The organism is Flavobacterium sp. (assembly GCF_027484205.1).
In the GTDB taxonomy this organism is placed as follows: Bacteria; Bacteroidota; Bacteroidia; order Flavobacteriales; family Flavobacteriaceae; genus Flavobacterium.
This window is the reverse complement of the sequence record NZ_JAIXUB010000015.1, coordinates 409337-428707: the sequence shown is the minus strand read 5'-3', so window position 1 is coordinate 428707 and position 19371 is coordinate 409337. Positions and strand designations below refer to the sequence as shown.

At 30.8% G+C, this 19371-nt stretch carries 15 protein-coding genes; 8 read left to right on the top strand and 7 right to left on the bottom strand.

Features of this window, described 5'->3' with window-relative positions:
• Window positions 1-48 precede the first annotated feature (48 nt).
• From Q0049_RS08015 to Q0049_RS08005, 3 genes are all read left to right on the top strand, one after another.
• Complete coding sequence (locus Q0049_RS08015; RefSeq protein WP_298118426.1) at window positions 49-2703, top strand: CHAT domain-containing protein; 2655 nt, start codon at window positions 49-51, stop codon at window positions 2701-2703.
• The gene (locus tag Q0049_RS08010) at window positions 2679-3116 is read left to right on the top strand and encodes a retropepsin-like aspartic protease (RefSeq protein ID WP_298118423.1); all 438 of its coding nucleotides are present in this window, start codon (window positions 2679-2681) and stop codon (window positions 3114-3116) included. The genes Q0049_RS08015 and Q0049_RS08010 overlap by 25 nt, the downstream gene beginning before the upstream one ends.
• 87 nt (window positions 3117-3203) lie before the next feature.
• Window positions 3204-5555: a T9SS type A sorting domain-containing protein gene (locus tag Q0049_RS08005; protein WP_298118422.1), complete on the top strand. Its 2352-nt coding sequence runs from the start codon at window positions 3204-3206 to the stop codon at window positions 5553-5555.
• 77 nt (window positions 5556-5632) lie between these two features.
• Here Q0049_RS08005 and Q0049_RS08000 read toward each other — a convergent pair whose 3' ends face one another.
• From Q0049_RS08000 to Q0049_RS07980, 5 genes are all read right to left on the bottom strand, one after another.
• Window positions 5633-6844 (bottom strand): TCR/Tet family MFS transporter, encoded by a 1212-nt coding sequence (locus Q0049_RS08000; protein WP_298118420.1) that lies wholly within the window; start codon window positions 6842-6844, stop codon window positions 5633-5635.
• Between the two features lie 66 nt (window positions 6845-6910).
• Entirely contained in the window at window positions 6911-8509 is a 1599-nt protein-coding gene (locus tag Q0049_RS07995; protein WP_298118418.1) for a tail fiber domain-containing protein, read from the bottom strand.
• 4 nt (window positions 8510-8513) lie between these two features.
• Window positions 8514-8987: a T9SS type A sorting domain-containing protein gene (locus Q0049_RS07990; protein WP_298118415.1), complete on the bottom strand. Its 474-nt coding sequence runs from the start codon at window positions 8985-8987 to the stop codon at window positions 8514-8516.
• A 152-nt stretch (window positions 8988-9139) separates the two neighbouring features.
• Window positions 9140-10360, bottom strand: a complete 1221-nt coding sequence (gene odhB / locus Q0049_RS07985; RefSeq protein ID WP_298118413.1) for a 2-oxoglutarate dehydrogenase complex dihydrolipoyllysine-residue succinyltransferase — start codon at window positions 10358-10360, stop codon at window positions 9140-9142.
• A gap of 183 nt (window positions 10361-10543) precedes the next feature.
• Window positions 10544-13315: a 2-oxoglutarate dehydrogenase E1 component gene (locus tag Q0049_RS07980; RefSeq protein ID WP_298118410.1), complete on the bottom strand. Its 2772-nt coding sequence runs from the start codon at window positions 13313-13315 to the stop codon at window positions 10544-10546.
• A 115-nt stretch (window positions 13316-13430) separates the two neighbouring features.
• On the opposite strand from Q0049_RS07980, the gene Q0049_RS07975 reads away from it, so the two are divergent.
• Window positions 13431-13970: a hypothetical protein gene (locus tag Q0049_RS07975; RefSeq protein WP_298118407.1), complete on the top strand. Its 540-nt coding sequence runs from the start codon at window positions 13431-13433 to the stop codon at window positions 13968-13970.
• A 51-nt stretch (window positions 13971-14021) separates the two neighbouring features.
• Here the strand turns inward: Q0049_RS07975 and Q0049_RS07970 are convergent, their stop codons facing one another.
• Window positions 14022-14384: a hypothetical protein gene (locus Q0049_RS07970; RefSeq protein WP_298118404.1), complete on the bottom strand. Its 363-nt coding sequence runs from the start codon at window positions 14382-14384 to the stop codon at window positions 14022-14024.
• A complete protein-coding gene (locus Q0049_RS07965; protein WP_298118401.1) occupies window positions 14377-15351 on the bottom strand; it encodes a polyprenyl synthetase family protein in 975 nt (324 codons plus the stop codon). Before Q0049_RS07965 ends, Q0049_RS07970 begins: the two co-directional genes overlap by 8 nt.
• 230 nt (window positions 15352-15581) lie before the next feature.
• Here Q0049_RS07965 and Q0049_RS07960 point away from each other — a divergent pair, with 230 nt between their 5' ends.
• From Q0049_RS07960 to Q0049_RS07945, 4 genes are all read left to right on the top strand, one after another.
• Window positions 15582-16115 (top strand): YceI family protein, encoded by a 534-nt coding sequence (locus Q0049_RS07960; RefSeq protein ID WP_298118398.1) that lies wholly within the window; start codon window positions 15582-15584, stop codon window positions 16113-16115.
• An 83-nt stretch (window positions 16116-16198) separates the two neighbouring features.
• A complete protein-coding gene (locus Q0049_RS07955) occupies window positions 16199-16792 on the top strand; it encodes a TetR/AcrR family transcriptional regulator (protein WP_298118395.1) in 594 nt (197 codons plus the stop codon).
• Between the two features lie 10 nt (window positions 16793-16802).
• Window positions 16803-18143 (top strand): TolC family protein, encoded by a 1341-nt coding sequence (locus Q0049_RS07950; protein WP_298118393.1) that lies wholly within the window; start codon window positions 16803-16805, stop codon window positions 18141-18143.
• A 10-nt stretch (window positions 18144-18153) separates the two neighbouring features.
• A complete protein-coding gene (locus Q0049_RS07945; RefSeq protein ID WP_298118392.1) occupies window positions 18154-19293 on the top strand; it encodes an efflux RND transporter periplasmic adaptor subunit in 1140 nt (379 codons plus the stop codon).
• Window positions 19294-19371: the final 78 nt, after the last annotated feature.

The window sequence follows — 19371 nt, the reverse complement described above, 5'->3', positions numbered from 1 at the left end:
GACACTAAGTCACAAAGATTTATTTAAGTTTCGAATAATTTTATTCTCATGTGGATAAAAAGGTATTGGTTTTTACTTCTATTTACACAACTTGCTTTTTCTCAAAGTGAGCAATTGCCTTTAGAAGAAAAAATTTATTTTGCCACAAAAACTTTTCAAGAAAATCAAAATAATGATGGTTTAAAAAAATTAGAATCGTTTGAAAAAAGCAATTCTAAAACCATTCAAAGTTCAAAAAACAAAGCAGTAATTTTAGAATATGTATTCTTAAGTTGCAGTAAAGCTTTTTATCAAAAACAAATTGGCGCTCATCAAGATGCGATAAAAAGCTATGAAAAAGCATGGCAACTTTATGACAAAAACAAAATCAAATCAGACTTTGATATAATTGAATATTGCTTAAAACCACTTGGAAATCTTTACACCATTATTGGTGATTATGAAAATGCAGAAAACATCATAAAACAGTATTTTTATATTGCAACAATTCAAGTAAATTCACCCGAAAGTTCGGCACACAAATATGCTGCAATTCTTAATCTATCAAACATTTATCAAAGCACAGGAAAGGTTTCTGAAGCTATTGATTTGCTAGAAAAAACAATAAAAACCGAATCATTATCAACTATTCAAAAAGGAAATTTATATACTAATTTAGGTAATAATTATTTGGTTTCAACGCAAGGGTTTTCAACTTTCAATTCAACTAATTTAGATAAAGCTGAAAACGCTTATTTAAAATCAATTTCACTTTTAAAAAATGATAAAACACAAATTGAAAATTTATCAAAAACGTATAGAAATTTATCCCAATTAAAATTAAATTCTGATATTAAAGCGGCCATTAATTATTTTGAAAAAGCTAAAATTGAGTTTTCTAAACTTTCAAATATTGAACCAAGAACTAAAGCCAAATTTTATTTAGAAGAAGCAAATTTGTTATTCAAACAACAAAAATTAACCGAGGCAAATAATAAAATTTTAGAAGTTTTTAAAGTTTTAATTCCAAATTACGATGCAAAGAAATCATTTCTTCCAAACAAAAACTCGCTCTACACAGAAACCACTTTTTTAGATGCTTTTGATTTACAAGCTGCATTATTTTTAGCAAAAAACCAACCTAAAAAAGCATTAGAATGTCATCAACTTTCGTTTCATGTTGAAAATTTATTTCAATCGGTTTTAGTATACGAAAACTCTAAAATTATAACACAAGTAAGAAATCGAAATCGTACTGAAAAATGTATAGAAATATATTATCAGTTATATCAAAAAGAGAAGAAAATCAGTTATATAGTATCTGCATTTTTACTTTCAGAAAATACAAAATCAGCTGTTTTAAAAGATTATTTATCCAATTCTAAAACCATTTCGAGACAAGAAAAAACCATCCGAAAACAATTGCAAGATTGGAACAATATTATTTTAAGAGAACAAAAAAAAGGAAATTACGCCGATATTTCAAAAATAAACGAAGCCATAAAAAAACAAAATGAATTGATGCTTTTGTTGAAATCTAAAACTTCGGAAGAAACAAAAGAAACAAAACCATTAGAAATTAATGATTTGTTTTCTAAACTAAAAAAAGACAACAGCACTTTAGTTGAATACTTTTTTGGGCAAAACAAAATCTATATTTTCACAATAGTAAACGGAAAAATAACATTAGATTTTATAAGAAATGATGCAACTTCAATCACAAAAATAAAATCATTTATTGATTATTTTTCTGATAGTGAAAAAATTATAAACAATGTTGCTGCTTACAATAATGATGGCTTTTCATTGTATCAATTATTGAAACTTCCTAAGAAATCAAATACTAAAAACCTAGTCATTATTCCTGATGGCATTTTAACTTTTTTACCCTTTGAAGCTTTAATCACGAAAGAATCTGTAACAACAAATTTTGCCAAAATGCATTATCTGTTAAAAAAATTCAGAATTGGGTACAATAATTCGGCAACTTTTTATTTGAATTCTATTCCGTTTAAACATGATAAAGAAACGGTTCTTGGTGTGTTTCCAATTTTTGAAAACACTAATTTAGAATTAGCCTTTTCTAAAAAAGAAATGGAAGCCATTCAAAAAAAATTTAAAGGAAAATATTTGTCAAAAACCGAAGCAACATTTGAAAATTTCACTTCAAATGCATCTAGTTTTTCAATACTTCATCTTTCTACGCATGCAGATTCTGGCGACATTATTGATCCTGCAAGTATCAAATTTATCAATAATGAAATTTTATATTCTGAATTGTATAACTTAGAAGTTCATCCAGATTTAGTAGTTTTAAGTGCTTGTGAAACCGGTATTGGAAAACTCTATAAAGCGGAAGGTGCAATGAGTATAGCACGAGGATTTCAGTTTGCTGGAGCGCAAAACTTATTGTTTTCTTTATGGAAAGTAAACGATTTTACGACTTCGGTTTTGATGACCAATTTCTATACTAACATTAGTAAAAATCAATCCTATTTTGATGCTATTCACAATGCAAAACTCAATTTTTTAAAAGATAATACTATTCCAAGTGCTAAAAAATCGCCTTACTATTGGAGTGCATTTGTATATTATGGAACATTGGAAAACAAATCTTCTTCTTCATCAAATTATTTCTTTTGGATTTCAATTGTTGGTGGGTTAATTGGTTTATTTTTGCTTTTCAAACTTTTTAAAAAATGGAAGAATTCCAAACGACTCTAAAGAAAAATAACTACAAAAAAATAAATTTTAAAGTTTCTAAAACCCAACATTTATTAATTAAAGGAACAATAAATGGTGTGAAAGGGAATTTTATTCTCGATACAGGTGCAAGCAACAGTTGTGTGGGTTTTGAAAGTGTTGAAAAGTTTAATTTGGTTGCACAAAAATCAAAAACAAAAGCTGCTGGCGCTGGTGCAATAGGTATGTTTACGCAACAAAGTAATGATAATAAATTACAATTAGGACGATGGAAAAATCCTGAATTTCAATTAGTAATTTTTGATTTATCACATGTAAATTTTGCACTTACACAACACAAAGCCAAACGAGTTGACGGCATTATTGGCGCTGATGTTTTACTTCAAGGTAAAGCTATTATTGATTATTATAATCATTGTTTGTATTTGAAGTAATAGATTGACGATAATACTTGCATTTTATCGATATTTACAATAAAATTAACACTCATTTTTCTACATTTGTTTTCTAATTGTTTGATTATGAGAAAACTTTACACTTGCACTTTATTCTTATTCGTTTTATTTATTTCTTCAAATTCCTTTGGGCAGATTGTAGCAAATGATGATAATGTTCCGTCAATTATAAATGGTCTTACTGGTGGAACATGGTCGAATGTCTTTTCTAATGATACGCTAAACGGTTCGCCTGTAAATTCTAGTAATGTTACTGTATCTATCGTAAGCTCAACTGTAGGTTTTATACAGCCAAGTGGATTGTTTATTATAAACCCTGGAACTCCTGCGGGTTATTACTCTATTCAATATCAAATTTGTGAAACAGCAAATTCTTCAAACTGTGATACTGGTTATATATATGTTTATGTAACTGCCGCACCAATAGATGCTGTTAATGACGGAGCGTTTACTCTTGATGCTACAACTGGTGGAACAACTCCAACTATATTATTGAATGATACTTTAAATGGTGTACCCGTTTTGCCATACCAAATAACGTTGACCGTATCCTCGATGTCAAATCCTGCCTTTATTTTAAACCCAAATGGTACGATTACATTAAATGCCGGAAGCGGAATTTCAAGTGGAACCTATACTGTAACTTATCAAATTTGTGAAATTTTAAATCCCACAAATTGTGATATTGCAACTGCAACCATTGTTGTTCAAAACAATTTAATAATAAATATTACTCCAACATACAATGATTTCAATAGTGATGGTTTTGTAAATGTTGGTGATGTTGTTAATTATCAATATTCTGTAACTAATAATGAATCTACTTCAGCTACAAATATTAGCTTATCAAGTCCTAATGTTACAATATATGGTGGAACTTTAGCAACTTTAGCTTCAGGAGCAACAAATAGCACAACTTTTACAGGAACACATGTTATAACTCAAAACGATATAAATACACACACGGTAAATACAACTGTTACATCAACAGGAACAAATAATGGAGCAACTGTAAATTCAAGTGTTTCAAATTCATTCAATCTTTCTATTTCTGATGGTATTAGATTAAATGCGTTTTTAGATACAAATAATAACGGAATTCAAGACTCAGGCGAAACAAACTCAGGATATTATGGTTCATTTGCTTATACAATCAATGGTGGTTCTCCAAATTATATTTTTGCAAATCCTAGTAATATTGCCTATTTATATGAATCAAATCCATCAACACTTTACAATCTTAGTTTTGTTGTTGGTAATTCCTATTACACAACACCACTATATACTTGTACTACAACCTATTCTAATGTAACAGTAACTACAGGTTCTGGAATTACAACTTATAATTTTCCTGTTCAGTACAATCCATTTACTGATTTAGGAGTTACTTTATATAGTAATTCAGTTCCACCAATGCCCGGTTTTACTTATAATAATATTATTTTTATAAGAAATAACGGAACACAAACAATTCCATCAGGAACGGCAACTTTTACTAAAGATGCTAATGTTACTATTACAGGAGTAAGCCAAACAGTAACTAATACTCCGACAGGATTTACTTACAGTTTTACAAATTTATTGCCTTTTCAAACTCGTTCTATAATTGTAACAATGCAAGTGCCAACTATTCCAACTGTGGCTTTGGGACAACAACTTACTAACTCTGTTTCTACTACAATTCCTGCAAGTGATGTACTTGTTTCAAATAACACTTCAAGTTTAACACAAACTATTGTTGGTTCTTATGATCCAAATGACAAACAAGAAACTCATGGTGGACGAATTGTTTATTCCACATTTACATCAAATGATTTTTTAACTTATACCATCAGATTTGAAAATACAGGTACAGCAAATGCAATAAATATAAAAGTTGATGATTTTTTAGATTCAAAACTTGATGAAAATTCAATTGTAATGGTAGCTTCGTCTCACAATTATGTATTGAATAGAAATGGAGCAAATTTATCATGGCGTTTCAATGGAATTAATTTACCTCCATCAAATGGAAGTGCGACTATTGGTCATGGTTACATTACGTTCCAAATAAAACCAAAATCGGGTTATGCTATTGGTGATATTATTCCGAATTATGCTAATATTTATTTCGATTTTAATCCAGCAATTGTAACTAATGTTTGCACAACTGAGTTTGTTGCAACTTTATCCAACCAAAATTTTGCTTTCACTGATTTGAATTATTTTCCAAATCCTGTAAAAAATAATTTTACTATAACTAATTCAAACACTATTGATTTTATAGAAATAACTTCTGTTTTAGGACAAAAAATACTTGCACAAAAAGTAAATGATTTACAAACCGAAATTGAAATGAGTAATCTTTCTAAAGGAATTTACTTCGTAAAAATTATAAGTCAAAATCAAGAAAAAGTGGTTAAGATTGTGAAGGAGTAAAAGTGAGAAAATCCAATAATAAAAATCCAAATTCCAATAAAATAATATTAGAATTTGGATTTTCTTTTTTAATATATCTATTTCTTCCTAAAAGAAAAATAAGCAATAATCGTACTCAATAACATCAAAAATCCACCTAAAACAAATGGTGCACCTGCAAATTGAAATGGTGCTGTTTTATGTGTAAAATAATAAAAAACGGTACTCATCATAGGTGGTCCAACAATTGCTGATGCGCTCATCAAACTTGAAAGTGTACCTTGAATTTCGCCTTGCTCATTAGCTGGAACTTGACTTGAAATGACGGCTTGCATTGCTGGTCCGGCAATTCCTCCAAGACAATACGGAATTAAAAAAGCAAACATCATCCAGCTTTGTGTTGCTGTTGCAAAAAGAAACATTCCAATAGTATAAAGTGCCATTCCCACATAAATACTTTTTTCGTTTCCCAATTTTGGATTGATAACTCTTATCAAACCTCCTTGTACAATTCCTACTAAAAGCCCAATGGCTCCAAGTGAAATTCCTACCATTTTTTCATCCCAATTGAATTTATAAATAGTAAAATAACTCCAATTGCTATGAACGGCATGTGAAGCGGTGTATAAAAGGAAAATAGAAATTACTAGTCCAATTAATTGTGGATACATTTTCAAATTTAAAAAAGCACCAATTGGATTGGCTCTTTTCAAACTAAATTCTCTGCGATTTTCTTTTGATAAAGATTCTGGCAAAATGAAATAACCGTATAAGAAATTTAATAAACATAACACCGCAGCAGCATAAAAAGGAACTCTAGAACCAAATTGACCTAAAAGTCCACCAATTACTGGTCCAATGATAAACCCTAATCCGAAAGCGGCTCCAATCATTCCAAAGTTTTTAGCTCGGTTTTCGGGTGTACTCACATCTGCAATGTAAGCGGAAGCCGTTGTGATACTTGCGCCTGTGATTCCGGCAATAATTCTACCTATGAATATCCAAGTGATTGTTGGTGCAAAAGCAAGAAGTAAATAATCCATTGAAAAAGCAAAAAGCGAAATTAGAATAATTGGTCTTCTACCAAATTTATCGCTTAAATTTCCAACCAAAGGTGCAAAAACAAATTGTGTAATAGCATAAGCAAAGGTTAACCAACCACCAATTTTTGCAGCTTCGCTAATATCACCATGAATTAATTCTTTAATTAATTTAGGAATCACTGGAATGATGATTCCCCAACCTGTGATGTCGATAAGCATCGTTATAAAAATAAAACCTATCGCAGCCGATTTTTTGTTAGAAGCCATAAAAATTTTGGTTAATGAACGCAAATAAACGAAAAATCCCGATTTAAATTCAAATCGGGATTGTTATTATTTTCTTTCTAAAATTATATTTTCTAAAATTTCTAATCGTTTTTTAAGATTTTCGTTTTCTGTTTTCAATTTTTCAATTTCTTCTTGTTGCTCCTGAATGGCTTTAACAACTGGAGGAATAAAATCAGAATAACGAATTCCGTAATGATCTGTTTCGTTTTTCGGTTTATCAATTCCGCTAAAATTAAATCCAATTTCTTTTGCTGATTTTTCAACATCTTGAGCAATAAAACCAACTGTCGTTTCGCTTAAACCTCCATTTACATTATTAGAAAGTTTAGCATTATAAAATTTATTTAATAAATCTCTATTAACGTTATAAGTTACAGGTTTCAATTTTGAAATAAAACTTAAACCAGGAACATTTTCTATAACATTTTCCTTAAAACGACCATCACTTAAAGTAGTCCAACTCACTTGTCCGCCAATTGAGTTAACATTAACATCACCTACTCTAACCTGATTACTTGCCGTAATGACGCTAGAAGCTCCAATTGCTGTCGAATTACTATATGCTAAACCTGTTGAAAAAGCGGTATTTCCAACAGCAGTGTTGTTACTTCCTGTTGTATTTTCAAAAAGCGCTTGATAACCAATAGCCGTATTATTTAATCCAGTTGTGTTTTTGCGAAGTGACTGAACACCAACCGCTGAATTTTTTTCACCTGTGGTGTTATCATATAATGAATTTACACCGCTTGCCGTATTTTCTATACCTGTTGTATTAAGTCGTAATGCATCTCTACCTAATCCTGTGTTAAAATTTCCAGTAGTATTATTTCTCAAAGTTGCATAACCAATTGCCGTATTAGAATTTGCTGTAGTACTTGATGTAAGGGCATTTCTACCGATAGATGTATTTTGGCTTCCAGTCGTATTTGAATATAATGAACCTACTCCAAAAGCACTATTTTCCTGTCCTGTTGTATTAAGAAACATAGTGCTTTCTCCTACTGCTACATTTAATGTTCCTGTAGTTGTTGAAGGTAAAGTATTTGCCCCAATAGATGTATTTCTGATTCCAGTTGCGGCTGCATTCAAAGAATTGTATCCAAAAGAGGTGTTGTTTAAACCAATTCTTCCTGAGCGTGTATTGTCTCTTTTAAAAATTACATCTTTAGCATTAGTCGTTCCAATAAAATTTGTGGCGTCATCAATATTAGAATTACCTAAAATATTCCAAACATTTAAACTACCAGAATTAGCTGCATAAAGAGCATAAGGCACACTCAATAATTCAGAAGTTCCCGAAATTGTGTAACTCGTTCCTCCTGTTGGATCGCTTTCTACCTTTAGAAAATATGGTCCGGTTGCCCAATTGATTCCTGCAATAGTTCCTGAAATATTTGTTCCGTTTCCAATTTCTAAAGTGGCTAATCCATTGGCATTGGTTAAAACAGTATGAGATTCTGAAAAAACAACAGTACCACTTGCTGATGTTTGTAGAATACTAATTTTTATTCCAACATTAGAATTTGCAACTAAATTTCCAGAACCATCTCTAACCACAGATTGAAAACTCATCTTGTTTGGTGCTTGAGCAAGAGCAATACTTGTAAAAAAGCAAAATAAAAGTAAGGTAATTATATTTTTCATAGTATTATTTTTTTATGATTTTAAACGATTTAATTATATTCGATTTTTCATCCATAACAGATAGAAAATAAATAGATGCTGAAAGACTTTCCATTGAAATGACGGTAGTTTCATTTGAAATAGTATTTTCAAAAAGTAATTTACCATTTACATCAAAAAGCACGTATTTCATTTTAGAAAAATCAATCTCAAACAATGATAATTCTATTTGATTTGTAGTTGGATTTGGAAACAAACTATACTTAATAATACCGTTTGGATTTTCGATATCAAGTACATAAATTTCATAAGGTTGTTGATTACCCAAATTCAAACTTCCTGAAGCAGAATTTAACGGAATATAATCTATCTGACCAATAGAATAACTTAAAGAAGCATTGTCCATTGCAACAGCATTTCCTCCTGTTGCAACAATATTTGATTGAGCAAAACCATTTGCTGTCAATGCAATAATTAATAAAATATAAATCTTTCTCATAAATTATTTTTTTACAAATTTATAATCGTTTTGATATTAAGTAATTATCTAATCGATTAACAACCAAATTTTCTGTTTATCTACCTATAAAAAACAAAAAACTCGTAATAAAATTTTATTACGAGTTTAATTTTTGAAATATCTTTTAAAAACTATAGTTCTAAAGCTTTTTTAGCATTGCCACCCATTAAAATTTCTACTGGGTTTTCTAATGCTTCTTTTACCGCTACTAAGAAACCAACCGACTCACGTCCGTCGATGATTCTGTGATCATAAGATAAAGCAACAAACATAACTGGAGCAATAACTATTTGACCGTTTTTAACGATTGCTCTATCAACCACATTGTGCATTCCTAAAATTCCTGATTGTGGAGGATTGATAATTGGTGTTGACAACATACTTCCAAAAACACCACCATTAGAAATAGTAAATGTTCCACCTGTCATTTCATCAACCGTAATTTGTCCGTCACGAGCACGAATTGCCAAACGTTTGATTTCTGCTTCAACTCCTCTAAATGATAATGTTTCTGCATTTCTCATTACAGGAACCATTAATCCTTTTGGACCAGAAACTGCAACAGAAATATCACAAAAATCATAAGAGATTTTCTCTTGACCGTCAATCATTGAGTTCACGTCTGGGAATAATTGCAACGCTCTTGTAACTGCTTTAGTAAAGAACGACATGAAACCTAAACCTAATCCGTGTTTTTCCTTAAATGCATCTTTATATTCAGCTCTCAAAGCATAGATAGCTGTCATGTCAACTTCATTGAAAGTAGTTAACATTGCTGTTTCATTTTTAGCAGAAACTAATCTTTCTGCAACTTTACGACGCAACATTGACAATTTTGTTCTTTCAGAACCACGAGTTCCACCTGTTGGAGTTCCCATTGATGGTACTGCATTTACAGCATCATCTTTAGTAATTCTTCCACCTTTTCCTGTTCCAACGATTTCTGTTGGTTGAATGTTTTTTTCGTCTAATATTTTTCTCGCTGCTGGAGACGGCGCTTGAGTTGCATATGTTTTCTCGGCAACTGGAGCTGATTTTACTTCCTCTTTCTTAGGAGTTTCCACTTTTGGAGCTTCTGCTTTTACTTCAGCTGGAGCGCTTCCACTAGGTTTTGCTGCGCTTGTATCAATTAAACAAACTACTGCTCCAACAGCAACAGCATCACCTTCTTCTGCTTTTAGAGTAATAATTCCGCTTGCTTCAGCAGGTAATTCAAGAGTTGCTTTGTCTGAATCTACTTCAGCAATCGCTTGGTCTTTTTCTACATAATCGCCATCTTTTACTAACCAAGTAGCAATTTCAACTTCTTTTATCGATTCGCCTGGTGAAGGCACTTTCATTTCTAAAATCATATTCTTTTAGTTTAAAGTTTCAGGTTTAAAAGTTTAAAAGTTTAAAAGTTTATTCTGAAAATTATATAATTATTTAATATCGTGTTCTTTTATTGTTTGTTCTAGCCCCGATTGCAGCGGCATCCTTTTTCTTTTTTCTTTAAAAAGGAAAAGATAAAGCGGAAAGCGGGAAATAGCTCCTAATTATCTAAATAAATTTTTATCAAAAACCATTCTAATAGCATCGGCATGACGACGTCTATCTCTAGTGTGACTTCCTGCTGCTGGTGCTGCGTATGCTTTTAATGATGCTAATCTCCAAGGCACTAAATCGAAATTCATCAACATATAGCTGTAAGCACCCATATTTTTTGGTTCTTCTTGTGCCCAAACATAATCGTCAGCATTTGGATAACTCGCAATAATGGCTTTTAATTGTTCCACTGGTAATGGAAATAATTGCTCAATACGAACCAAAGCTACATCATTTCTTCCGTTATTTTCTCTTTCGGCAAGAATATCGTAATAGAATTTTCCGGTAACGAAAACTACTGTTTTTACTTTTTTCTTATCTACTGAAGTATCATCAATTGTTTCTTGAAAATGTCCGTTGTATAAGTCTTCTTGAGTAGAAACACACAATGGGTGACGCAACAAACTTTTTGGTGAAAAATGTATTAATGGTTTACGGAATTTCGTTTTCATTTGTCTTCTCAACAAGTGATAGAAATTGGCTGGCGTTGTACAATCGGCAACGTACATATTATGACGTGCACAAAGTTGTAAATAACGTTCCATTCTAGCCGAAGAGTGTTCTGCACCTTGACCTTCATATCCGTGTGGCAATAAAAGAACAATACCATTTTGGTTGTTCCATTTGTCTTCACCACATGAAATGTATTGGTCAATCATGATTTGTGCACCATTAGAGAAATCTCCAAATTGAGCTTCCCAAATAGTTAATGCATTCGGATTTGCTAAAGCATAACCATAATCAAAACCTAAAACTCCATATTCTGAAAGGAAGGAATTAAATACATTGAACTTTCCTTTTTTATCTTTAAGTGAATTTAAAAGAATTACTTCTTCTTCACTATCTTCTACTTTTACAACAGCATGACGATGAGAGAATGTTCCTCTTTCTACGTCTTGCCCTGAGATTCTAACATCAAAACCTTCTGTTAATAACGAACCATAAGCAAGGGTTTCTGCTGTTCCCCAATCGATAACATTGTTATCATACATGGTTTTTCTGTCATTAACAATTTTTGAAATTTTGCTAATGAACTTTTTATCTGATGGCAAAGTTGAAATTTCATTTGCAATTTGATCTAATTTCTTTTTGTCGAATTTAGTATCAAATTTTTGCAACATAACATCATCAGAAACTTGCTCAAATCCTTTCCATTCGTCTTGCAAGAAAGGTTTGATTATCGTTAAATCTTTTTTACGAGATGCTTGAAGATTTTCATCTAATTTATCTTTGTACTCGTTTTCAATTTTTGTGATGTAAGCTGCATCAACAATACCTGCAGTAATTAATTTCTCTGCATAAATATCTCTAGGATTTCTATGTTTAGCAATGATTTTATATAAAACTGGTTGCGTAAAACGTGGTTCATCACCTTCGTTATGTCCATATTTTCTGTATCCTAATAAATCAATAAATACATCACGACCAAATTGCATACGGAAATCTAAAGCAAATAACATAGCGTGAACAACCGCTTCAGTATCATCTGAATTAACATGAAGTACTGGAGAAAGTGTCACTTTTGCTACGTCTGTACAATATGTTGATGAACGTGCATCTTGATAATTAGTAGTAAATCCAACTTGGTTGTTAATTACAATATGAATAGTTCCTCCTGTTCTGTAACCGTCAAGTTGTGCCATTTGAACAATTTCATACACAATTCCTTGTCCAGCAACAGCAGCATCACCGTGAACGGCAATTGGCAATACTTTTGAGAAATCGTCTGGCGTATATTTATCTTGTTTTGCACGAGCAATTCCTTCAATAACAGCACCAACGGTTTCAAGATGTGAAGGATTTGGAGCTAAATTGATATTGATTTTTTTACCAGATTTAGTTTTTCTTTCAGAAGTTAAACCTAAATGGTATTTTACGTCACCATCAAAATATTCTTTATCGTAGTCTTTTCCGTCAAATTCTGAGAAAATATCTTGCGTTGCTTTTCCGAAGATATTAGCAAGAATATTTAATCTTCCGCGGTGTGCCATTCCCATAACGAAATGTTCTACACCTTTTTCAGCAGCAGATTCTATCAAGGCATCAAGTGCTGGAATAATACTTTCGCCACCTTCAAGAGAGAAACGCTTTTGACCTACATATTTTGTATGAAGAAAGTTTTCAAAAGAAACTGCTTCGTTTAGTTTTCCTAAAATGTGTTTCTTTTGTTCACCATCAAAATTTGGAAGATTATCGTTGATGTTAATTCTATTTTGAATCCACTGAATAACCTCTGGTTTTCTCATGTACATGTACTCAATACCAATATGTTGGCAGTACACATTTTTAAGATGTGTAATGATTTCTTTTAAAGTTTTTGGCTGATGACCAAGAACTTTGGCTGCATCAAAAACCGTATTCAAATCAGCATCTGAAAGTCCAAAATTAACCAAATCTAAATTTGGCTCATACGTTCTTCTTTCTCGAACTGGATTGGTTTCAGTAAAAAGATGTCCGCGTGTTCTGTAGCCATCAATTAATTTAAGAACATTAAATTCTTTTTGAAGTTTTTCAGAAGCTTGTCCGTTATCTATAGAGTTTGCAGCATAATTAGCCACATATTCGCCAGCGTTTTCTTCATTGAAAGTTGCCATTCCAAAGTCAAAACCTTGGAAGAAAGCACGCCAACTTGGTTCAACACTGTCAGGATTTACAAGATATTGATCGTATAATTGAGCGAAAAATTCGGTGTGAGCTGCGTTTAAAAAGGAAAATCTATCCATACTTTTAGATAAAATAATCGTTGTGTTAAAAAAATTTATGCAAAAGTAAAATATTTATAACAATCTTTCAATGTTTTTACTACTTTTATGTCGCTAATTAACTATATATACGAGTATGAAAAAGAATGCCTTACATAATTTAACAAAAAGATTAACATTTGTATTTTTTTTATGTTTTTGTTTTTCAATTTTCGCACAACAAAATACGCAACCTCAAACAAAAAGTGATTTTTGGAATAAAGTACAATTTGGTGGTGGATTAGGTTTAGGATTTGGAACAGGCTTTACTAACATATCTATTGCGCCGAGTGCAATTTACAATGTTAATGATTATTTTTCTGCTGGTGTTGGACTTCAATATAATTATCTAAAACAAAAAGACGCTTTTTCATCAAGTCAATATGGAGGAAGCATTCTTGGTTTGGTTAACCCAATTCCTGAAATTCAGTTGTCTGTTGAATTAGAACAATTGCGTGTAAATGTAAATTATGAAGATATTAATTTATCAGACAATTTTTGGAACACCGGTTTATTTCTTGGAGCAGGTTACAGAGCAGAAAATGTAACTATCGGAGCACGATACAATGTCTTATTTGACAAAGATAAAAATGTTTATGGCGATGCTTTAATGCCTTTTGTTAGAGTGTTTTTCTAATCCAGCGCGCCATCTGGCCTGTTCACTAAAAAATGCCTACTAGGCATTTTTTTAACGTTCCATCCTATTCCTGAACCAAACTTTCATCCATTCTCTTTTTAAAATCAAAAATGAAACTTGTTCAGAAAGTTCCATAATATCTGAACCATCAAGTTTTTTTACTTGATCTTCTGGAACATCAACTATATATAGCAAACTTAAATATTCGGCAAACTTGTACTGTATTAGACGGTAAATTTTTTCGTGAAGTTGAATTTTTAGTTCATTTGGCGAAGTACTTTTGGGCAAATCAATGGGTTCATTAGCAAAATTAAAATCCTTATTAATTTGCTCAATAAGTTTTTGATATAAATTTTCTTTTTCTGCTTCTGATAGTAAATGATCAGTCGATATTGGTGTAATAAAACTAGACATTTCTATTCATTAAGTTTTCACCAAACGTTCTCAACATCTGTTTTTTATCACTTGAAATATTCATTCTCTCTAAAGTTTCAAAGGCTTTAAATGTATAATCTTGAATGGCTTTTTGAGTAGCTTCTGAAGCTTTTGTTTGATTAAAAATATTCTTTACCGATTCTATTTTGTCAATATTAAAGGTAGGTTGAATGGAAAATAAATGTAATAATTGTTCTTTTTCATCGGCATTAGCAAACTCCATCGCTTTCAAGTATAGATAGGTTTTTTTATTTTCAATTATATCGCCACCAACTTGTTTTCCAAATGTTTCTGGATTGCCAAAAGCATCTAAATAATCGTCTTGCAATTGAAATGCTATTCCGAGATTTAAACCAAAATCATAAATTAAATTGGCATTTTCTTCAGATGTTTCTGCAACTATTGCTCCCATTTTCATGGCAGCTCCAACCAAAACAGCTGTTTTATATTCAATCATTTTTAAATATTCAGGAATAGTAACATCTTCTCTAGTCTCAAAATCGACATCATATTGTTGCCCTTCGCAAACTTCTAAAGCAGTTTTGCTAAATAATTTTGCTAATTCTCTAAAGATTTTTGGTTCATATTCTTCAAAATGTTGATACGCTAAAATCAACATTGCATCACCTGAAAGAATTCCGGTATTGACATTCCATTTTTCATGAACCGTTTCATTTCCTCTTCTCAAAGGTGCATCGTCCATAATATCATCATGAACTAACGAAAAATTATGAAATACCTCAATAGCTGTAGCTGCTGCCAATGCTTTTTTGCAATCCACATCAAAAACCTCTGTTGCCATTAATGTTAAAATAGGTCGCATCCTTTTTCCGCCTAAATGAAGAATGTACTCAATAGGTTCATAAAGATTTTTAGGTTCTTTATTCAAATGCAATTCTGTGAAATATTCTGAAATAAGTTCTTGATAGTGAGAAAGTGCGTGCATTTTATATTTGAGAATTTAAAAATTTAAGAGTTTAAAAGTTTTTCACTTTCTTATCTTGGAGATTTGTTTTACAAAAGTATATTTTTTTTCGCAAAACAAACAAAACTCCTAAACTTATCAACTCCTAAATATTTCCAAATGTTAAAATTATCAAAATACTTTGGAAACTATTTTTGTGTTTAAAGTTTCCTATATATATTTGCACTCTAATTTAATTTAAAATTATAATAATGACAACAGCTGAATGGAATTTGAATACAAATCAATCTGATTTTATGATTCGAGCTAGAAACTCGATTGTTGCTTTTTTAGATACTTCTTTCAACAATCTTTCTAGTACAATTAATATTGTTAATAATCAACTTACTGATGCAAATGTAGAGTTTGTTCTAGATGTAAATAAAAAAGAGGGCAAATTAGAACATATCGATAGTCATTTGAATTTGAAAGACTTCATCAATAGTAATGATTATCCGTTAGTGACATTTAAATCGATATCTTTTGAAAAAATAAACAACGACATCAATTTTGTAAAAGGAAATCTTACCATAAACAATATTACAAAAGTTGTAGAGCTAGATACAAAAATTGTTCCGTTGGATTCGGATGTAAAATCGTCAAAAGTACTTCTTGAAATAGTTGGTGAAATTAACCGACATGATTTTGAACTTTATTCAAACACAGCTACGATAAGTAATGGTTTAATGATTGGTTCAAACATTAATATTATGGCCAACTTAGAATTTGAATCAAAAAGTAACTAATGTTAAATTTATGTAAATACTAAGGAAACTATTTTTGTATTCAAAGTTTCCGCTCTATATTTGCAAACGAAATTTAAAACAATATGAAAGATAAAATCATCAAAAAAGCAACTGATATGTTCCTGAAACTTGGTTTCAAGAGTGTTACTATGGATGATATTGCTTGTGAAATGTGTATTTCTAAAAAAACAATTTACAAATATTTCGGTAACAAAGAAATGCTTATTGAAGAAGGAACAGAAGTTATTCATCAAAAGATTCATACATTAATGGATGAAGTGGTTAGCAAAAATTTTAATGCTATTGAAGAAAATTTTGAAATGCGAAAAATGTTTAAAGAAATGTTTAAATCATTTGACCATTCACCAGCTTATCAGTTAAAAAAACATTATCCTGAAATCTATGAAAAAATGATAGCTAATGAAATTCAAGATTGTCATAAAATGTTTACTCAAAATATAGTAAAAGGTATTCAACAAGGTCTTTACAGACAAGAAACTGACGTAGAAACTTATGCGCAATTCTATTACACTTTAATATTTTCAATTAATGAAAATACACTTTTAGAAATTGATGCCTTTAAATTAGAAGGAAAAGCATTAGAATATCACACAAGAGCCATTGCAACTCCAAAAGGAATTTTAGAATTAGAAAAACAATTATTAAACTACATATAATCATCAATCCATGAAAAACAAAATCATTCTAACCTTACTCTTGTTTGCCTCTATATTGCAGGCTCAAGAACAAAAAGAGAGTTATTCTTTCTCTTTAAAACAAGCCATTGAACATGCTATTCAAAATAACTATTCTGTTATTAATGCAAATCGTGATATTGAAGCTGCTAAACAAAAAAAATGGGAAACAACCACAATTGGTTTACCACAAATTAATGGTGCTGTAGGATATGTAAACAATTTTGAACTACAAAAATCATTAATTCCTGCCGAAATTTTTGGAGGTACACCTGGAACTTTTCAAGAAGTTGCTTTTGGAACTAAACATAGCATGAATGCTTCTGCAACATTGAGCCAACTAATCTTTGACGGTTCCTATTTAGTTGGATTACAATCCGCTAAAACCTATTTAAAGATTTCTGAAAATGCTAAAGTTAAAACAGCACAAGAAATCAAAGAAATTGTGGTTAACTCTTATGGTAATGTTTTACTAGCGGATGAGAGCATTTTAATTCTTCAAAAGAACAAAGGAATTTTAGAGAAAACACTTTCTGACACTAAAGAAATTTATAAAAACGGATTAATTGAAGAAGAAAATGTCGAACAATTACAAATCACTCTATCATCAATAAATAGTTCGCTTGAAAATGTAAAACGTCAAAAAACAATTGCAAATGATATGCTGAAATTGATTTTAGGAATAAATCTAGAAAATCAATTATCACTAACTGATAAATTAGAAAATTTAACTTTAAGCAATCTTGATTTAGCAGTTTTAAGAGAAGAATTTAATGTTACAAACAATATCGATTATCAAATTGGTCAAAATCTACAAACAAGTAAGGAATTGTTATTAAAATTAGAAAAAAGCAAAGCGCTACCTTCACTTGGAGCAGCAGTAAATTTTGGTTATAATGCTTTTGGTAATGAATTTCAATTTTTTACAAGCAATCAAAAATGGCTGAATTATTCTAATTTAGGTATAAATTTAAACGTTCCCATTTTTAGTAGTTTTGGTAGAAGTTCTAGAACTCAGCAGGCAAAAATTGCTTTAGAACAATCAAAAACACAATTAACAGAAACCGAACAAAAATTAAGATTACAATTTGAAAAATCAAAAAGTGATTATGAATTTAGTTTGGAACAATTATCAACTTCTAAAAGTAATTTGAATTTAGCGGAACGAATTGAAAATAAAAACCAAATCAAATTTACTGAAGGATTATCAAGCAGTTTTGATTTAACAAAAGCACAAGAACAATTGTATTCTGCACAACAAAACTATCTTCAAGCAATGCTTGATGTCATTAATAAAAGAGCATCATTAGAAAAATTATTAAATAAAAACTAACCAATATACAATGAGAAAAATACTATCATTAACAGCACTTTCAATCCTACTATTTTCATGTGGAGGTAAAGAAAATAATCAGTCAATTGACGAATTAATTAAATCAAAAAACACGAAAGAACTTCAAGCAAAGAAAAGCGCATTACAAGCCGATATTGCAAAAATTGAAGATGCTCTTGCTACTTTAGATGTAAAAACAGACGAAGCTTTAGTTTCTGTTTTAACTGTAAAAGATACCGTTTTCAATCACTATCTTGAAATTCAAGGAAATGTTGATACTAAAGAAAACATTTTAGTACAACCAGAATTTAGTGGAAATCTTACTTCACTAAATGTAAAAGCAGGACAAAGAGTTTCTAAAGGTCAAATTCTTGGTAGAGTTGATGATGCAGGAATGAGCCAACAATTAGCGAGTTTAGAAAATCAATACAACTTGGCAAAAACTACTTTTGAAAGACAAAAAAATCTTTGGGACAAAAAAATTGGTTCTGAAATACAATATCTTCAAGCACAAACTCAAATGGTTTCGGCTCAAAAAATGGTAGCACAAATGCGTTCACAAGTTTCAAAAACTTTAATTCGCGCGCCTTTTTCTGGAACGATTGATGAAGTTTTTGTAGAAAAAGGACAAATTGTAGCTCCAAGTCAACAAGGTTTAATGCGAATTATAAACTTAGGAAATATGTATGTTTCAACATCAGTTCCTGAAACTTACATCGGGAAACTAAAAGTAGGAACAGAAGTAGATGTTTTCTTAACTTCTTTAGGAAAAACTTACAAAGGAAGAGTACGCCAAGTAGGAAATTATTTGAATCCAAATAACAGAAGTTTCGGAATTGAAGTGAGTGTTCCAAATCCAGAAAATTTATTGCGTCCAAACCAAGTTGCAAAACTTAAAATCATTGATTACACAAGTAAAAATGCAATTGTTGTTCCAACAAATGTGGTGCAAGAAGATGGAACAGGAAGTAAATTTGTTTTCACTGTTACTAATTCAAACGGAAAAACAGGAACGGCAAAAAAAGTACTTGTAAAAGTTGGTAAATCATCAGATAATGTTACCGAAATTTTAAGTGGATTATCTGCAAATGACATCATCATTACTGAAGGAGTTAACAGTATTGCAGACGGAATGAAATTGAATTTCTAAAATATAATTGTTTCAAGTTTAAGGTTTCAAGTTGTTCTCAAAACGCTTGAACCTGAAACTTGAAACCTGAAACTAAAA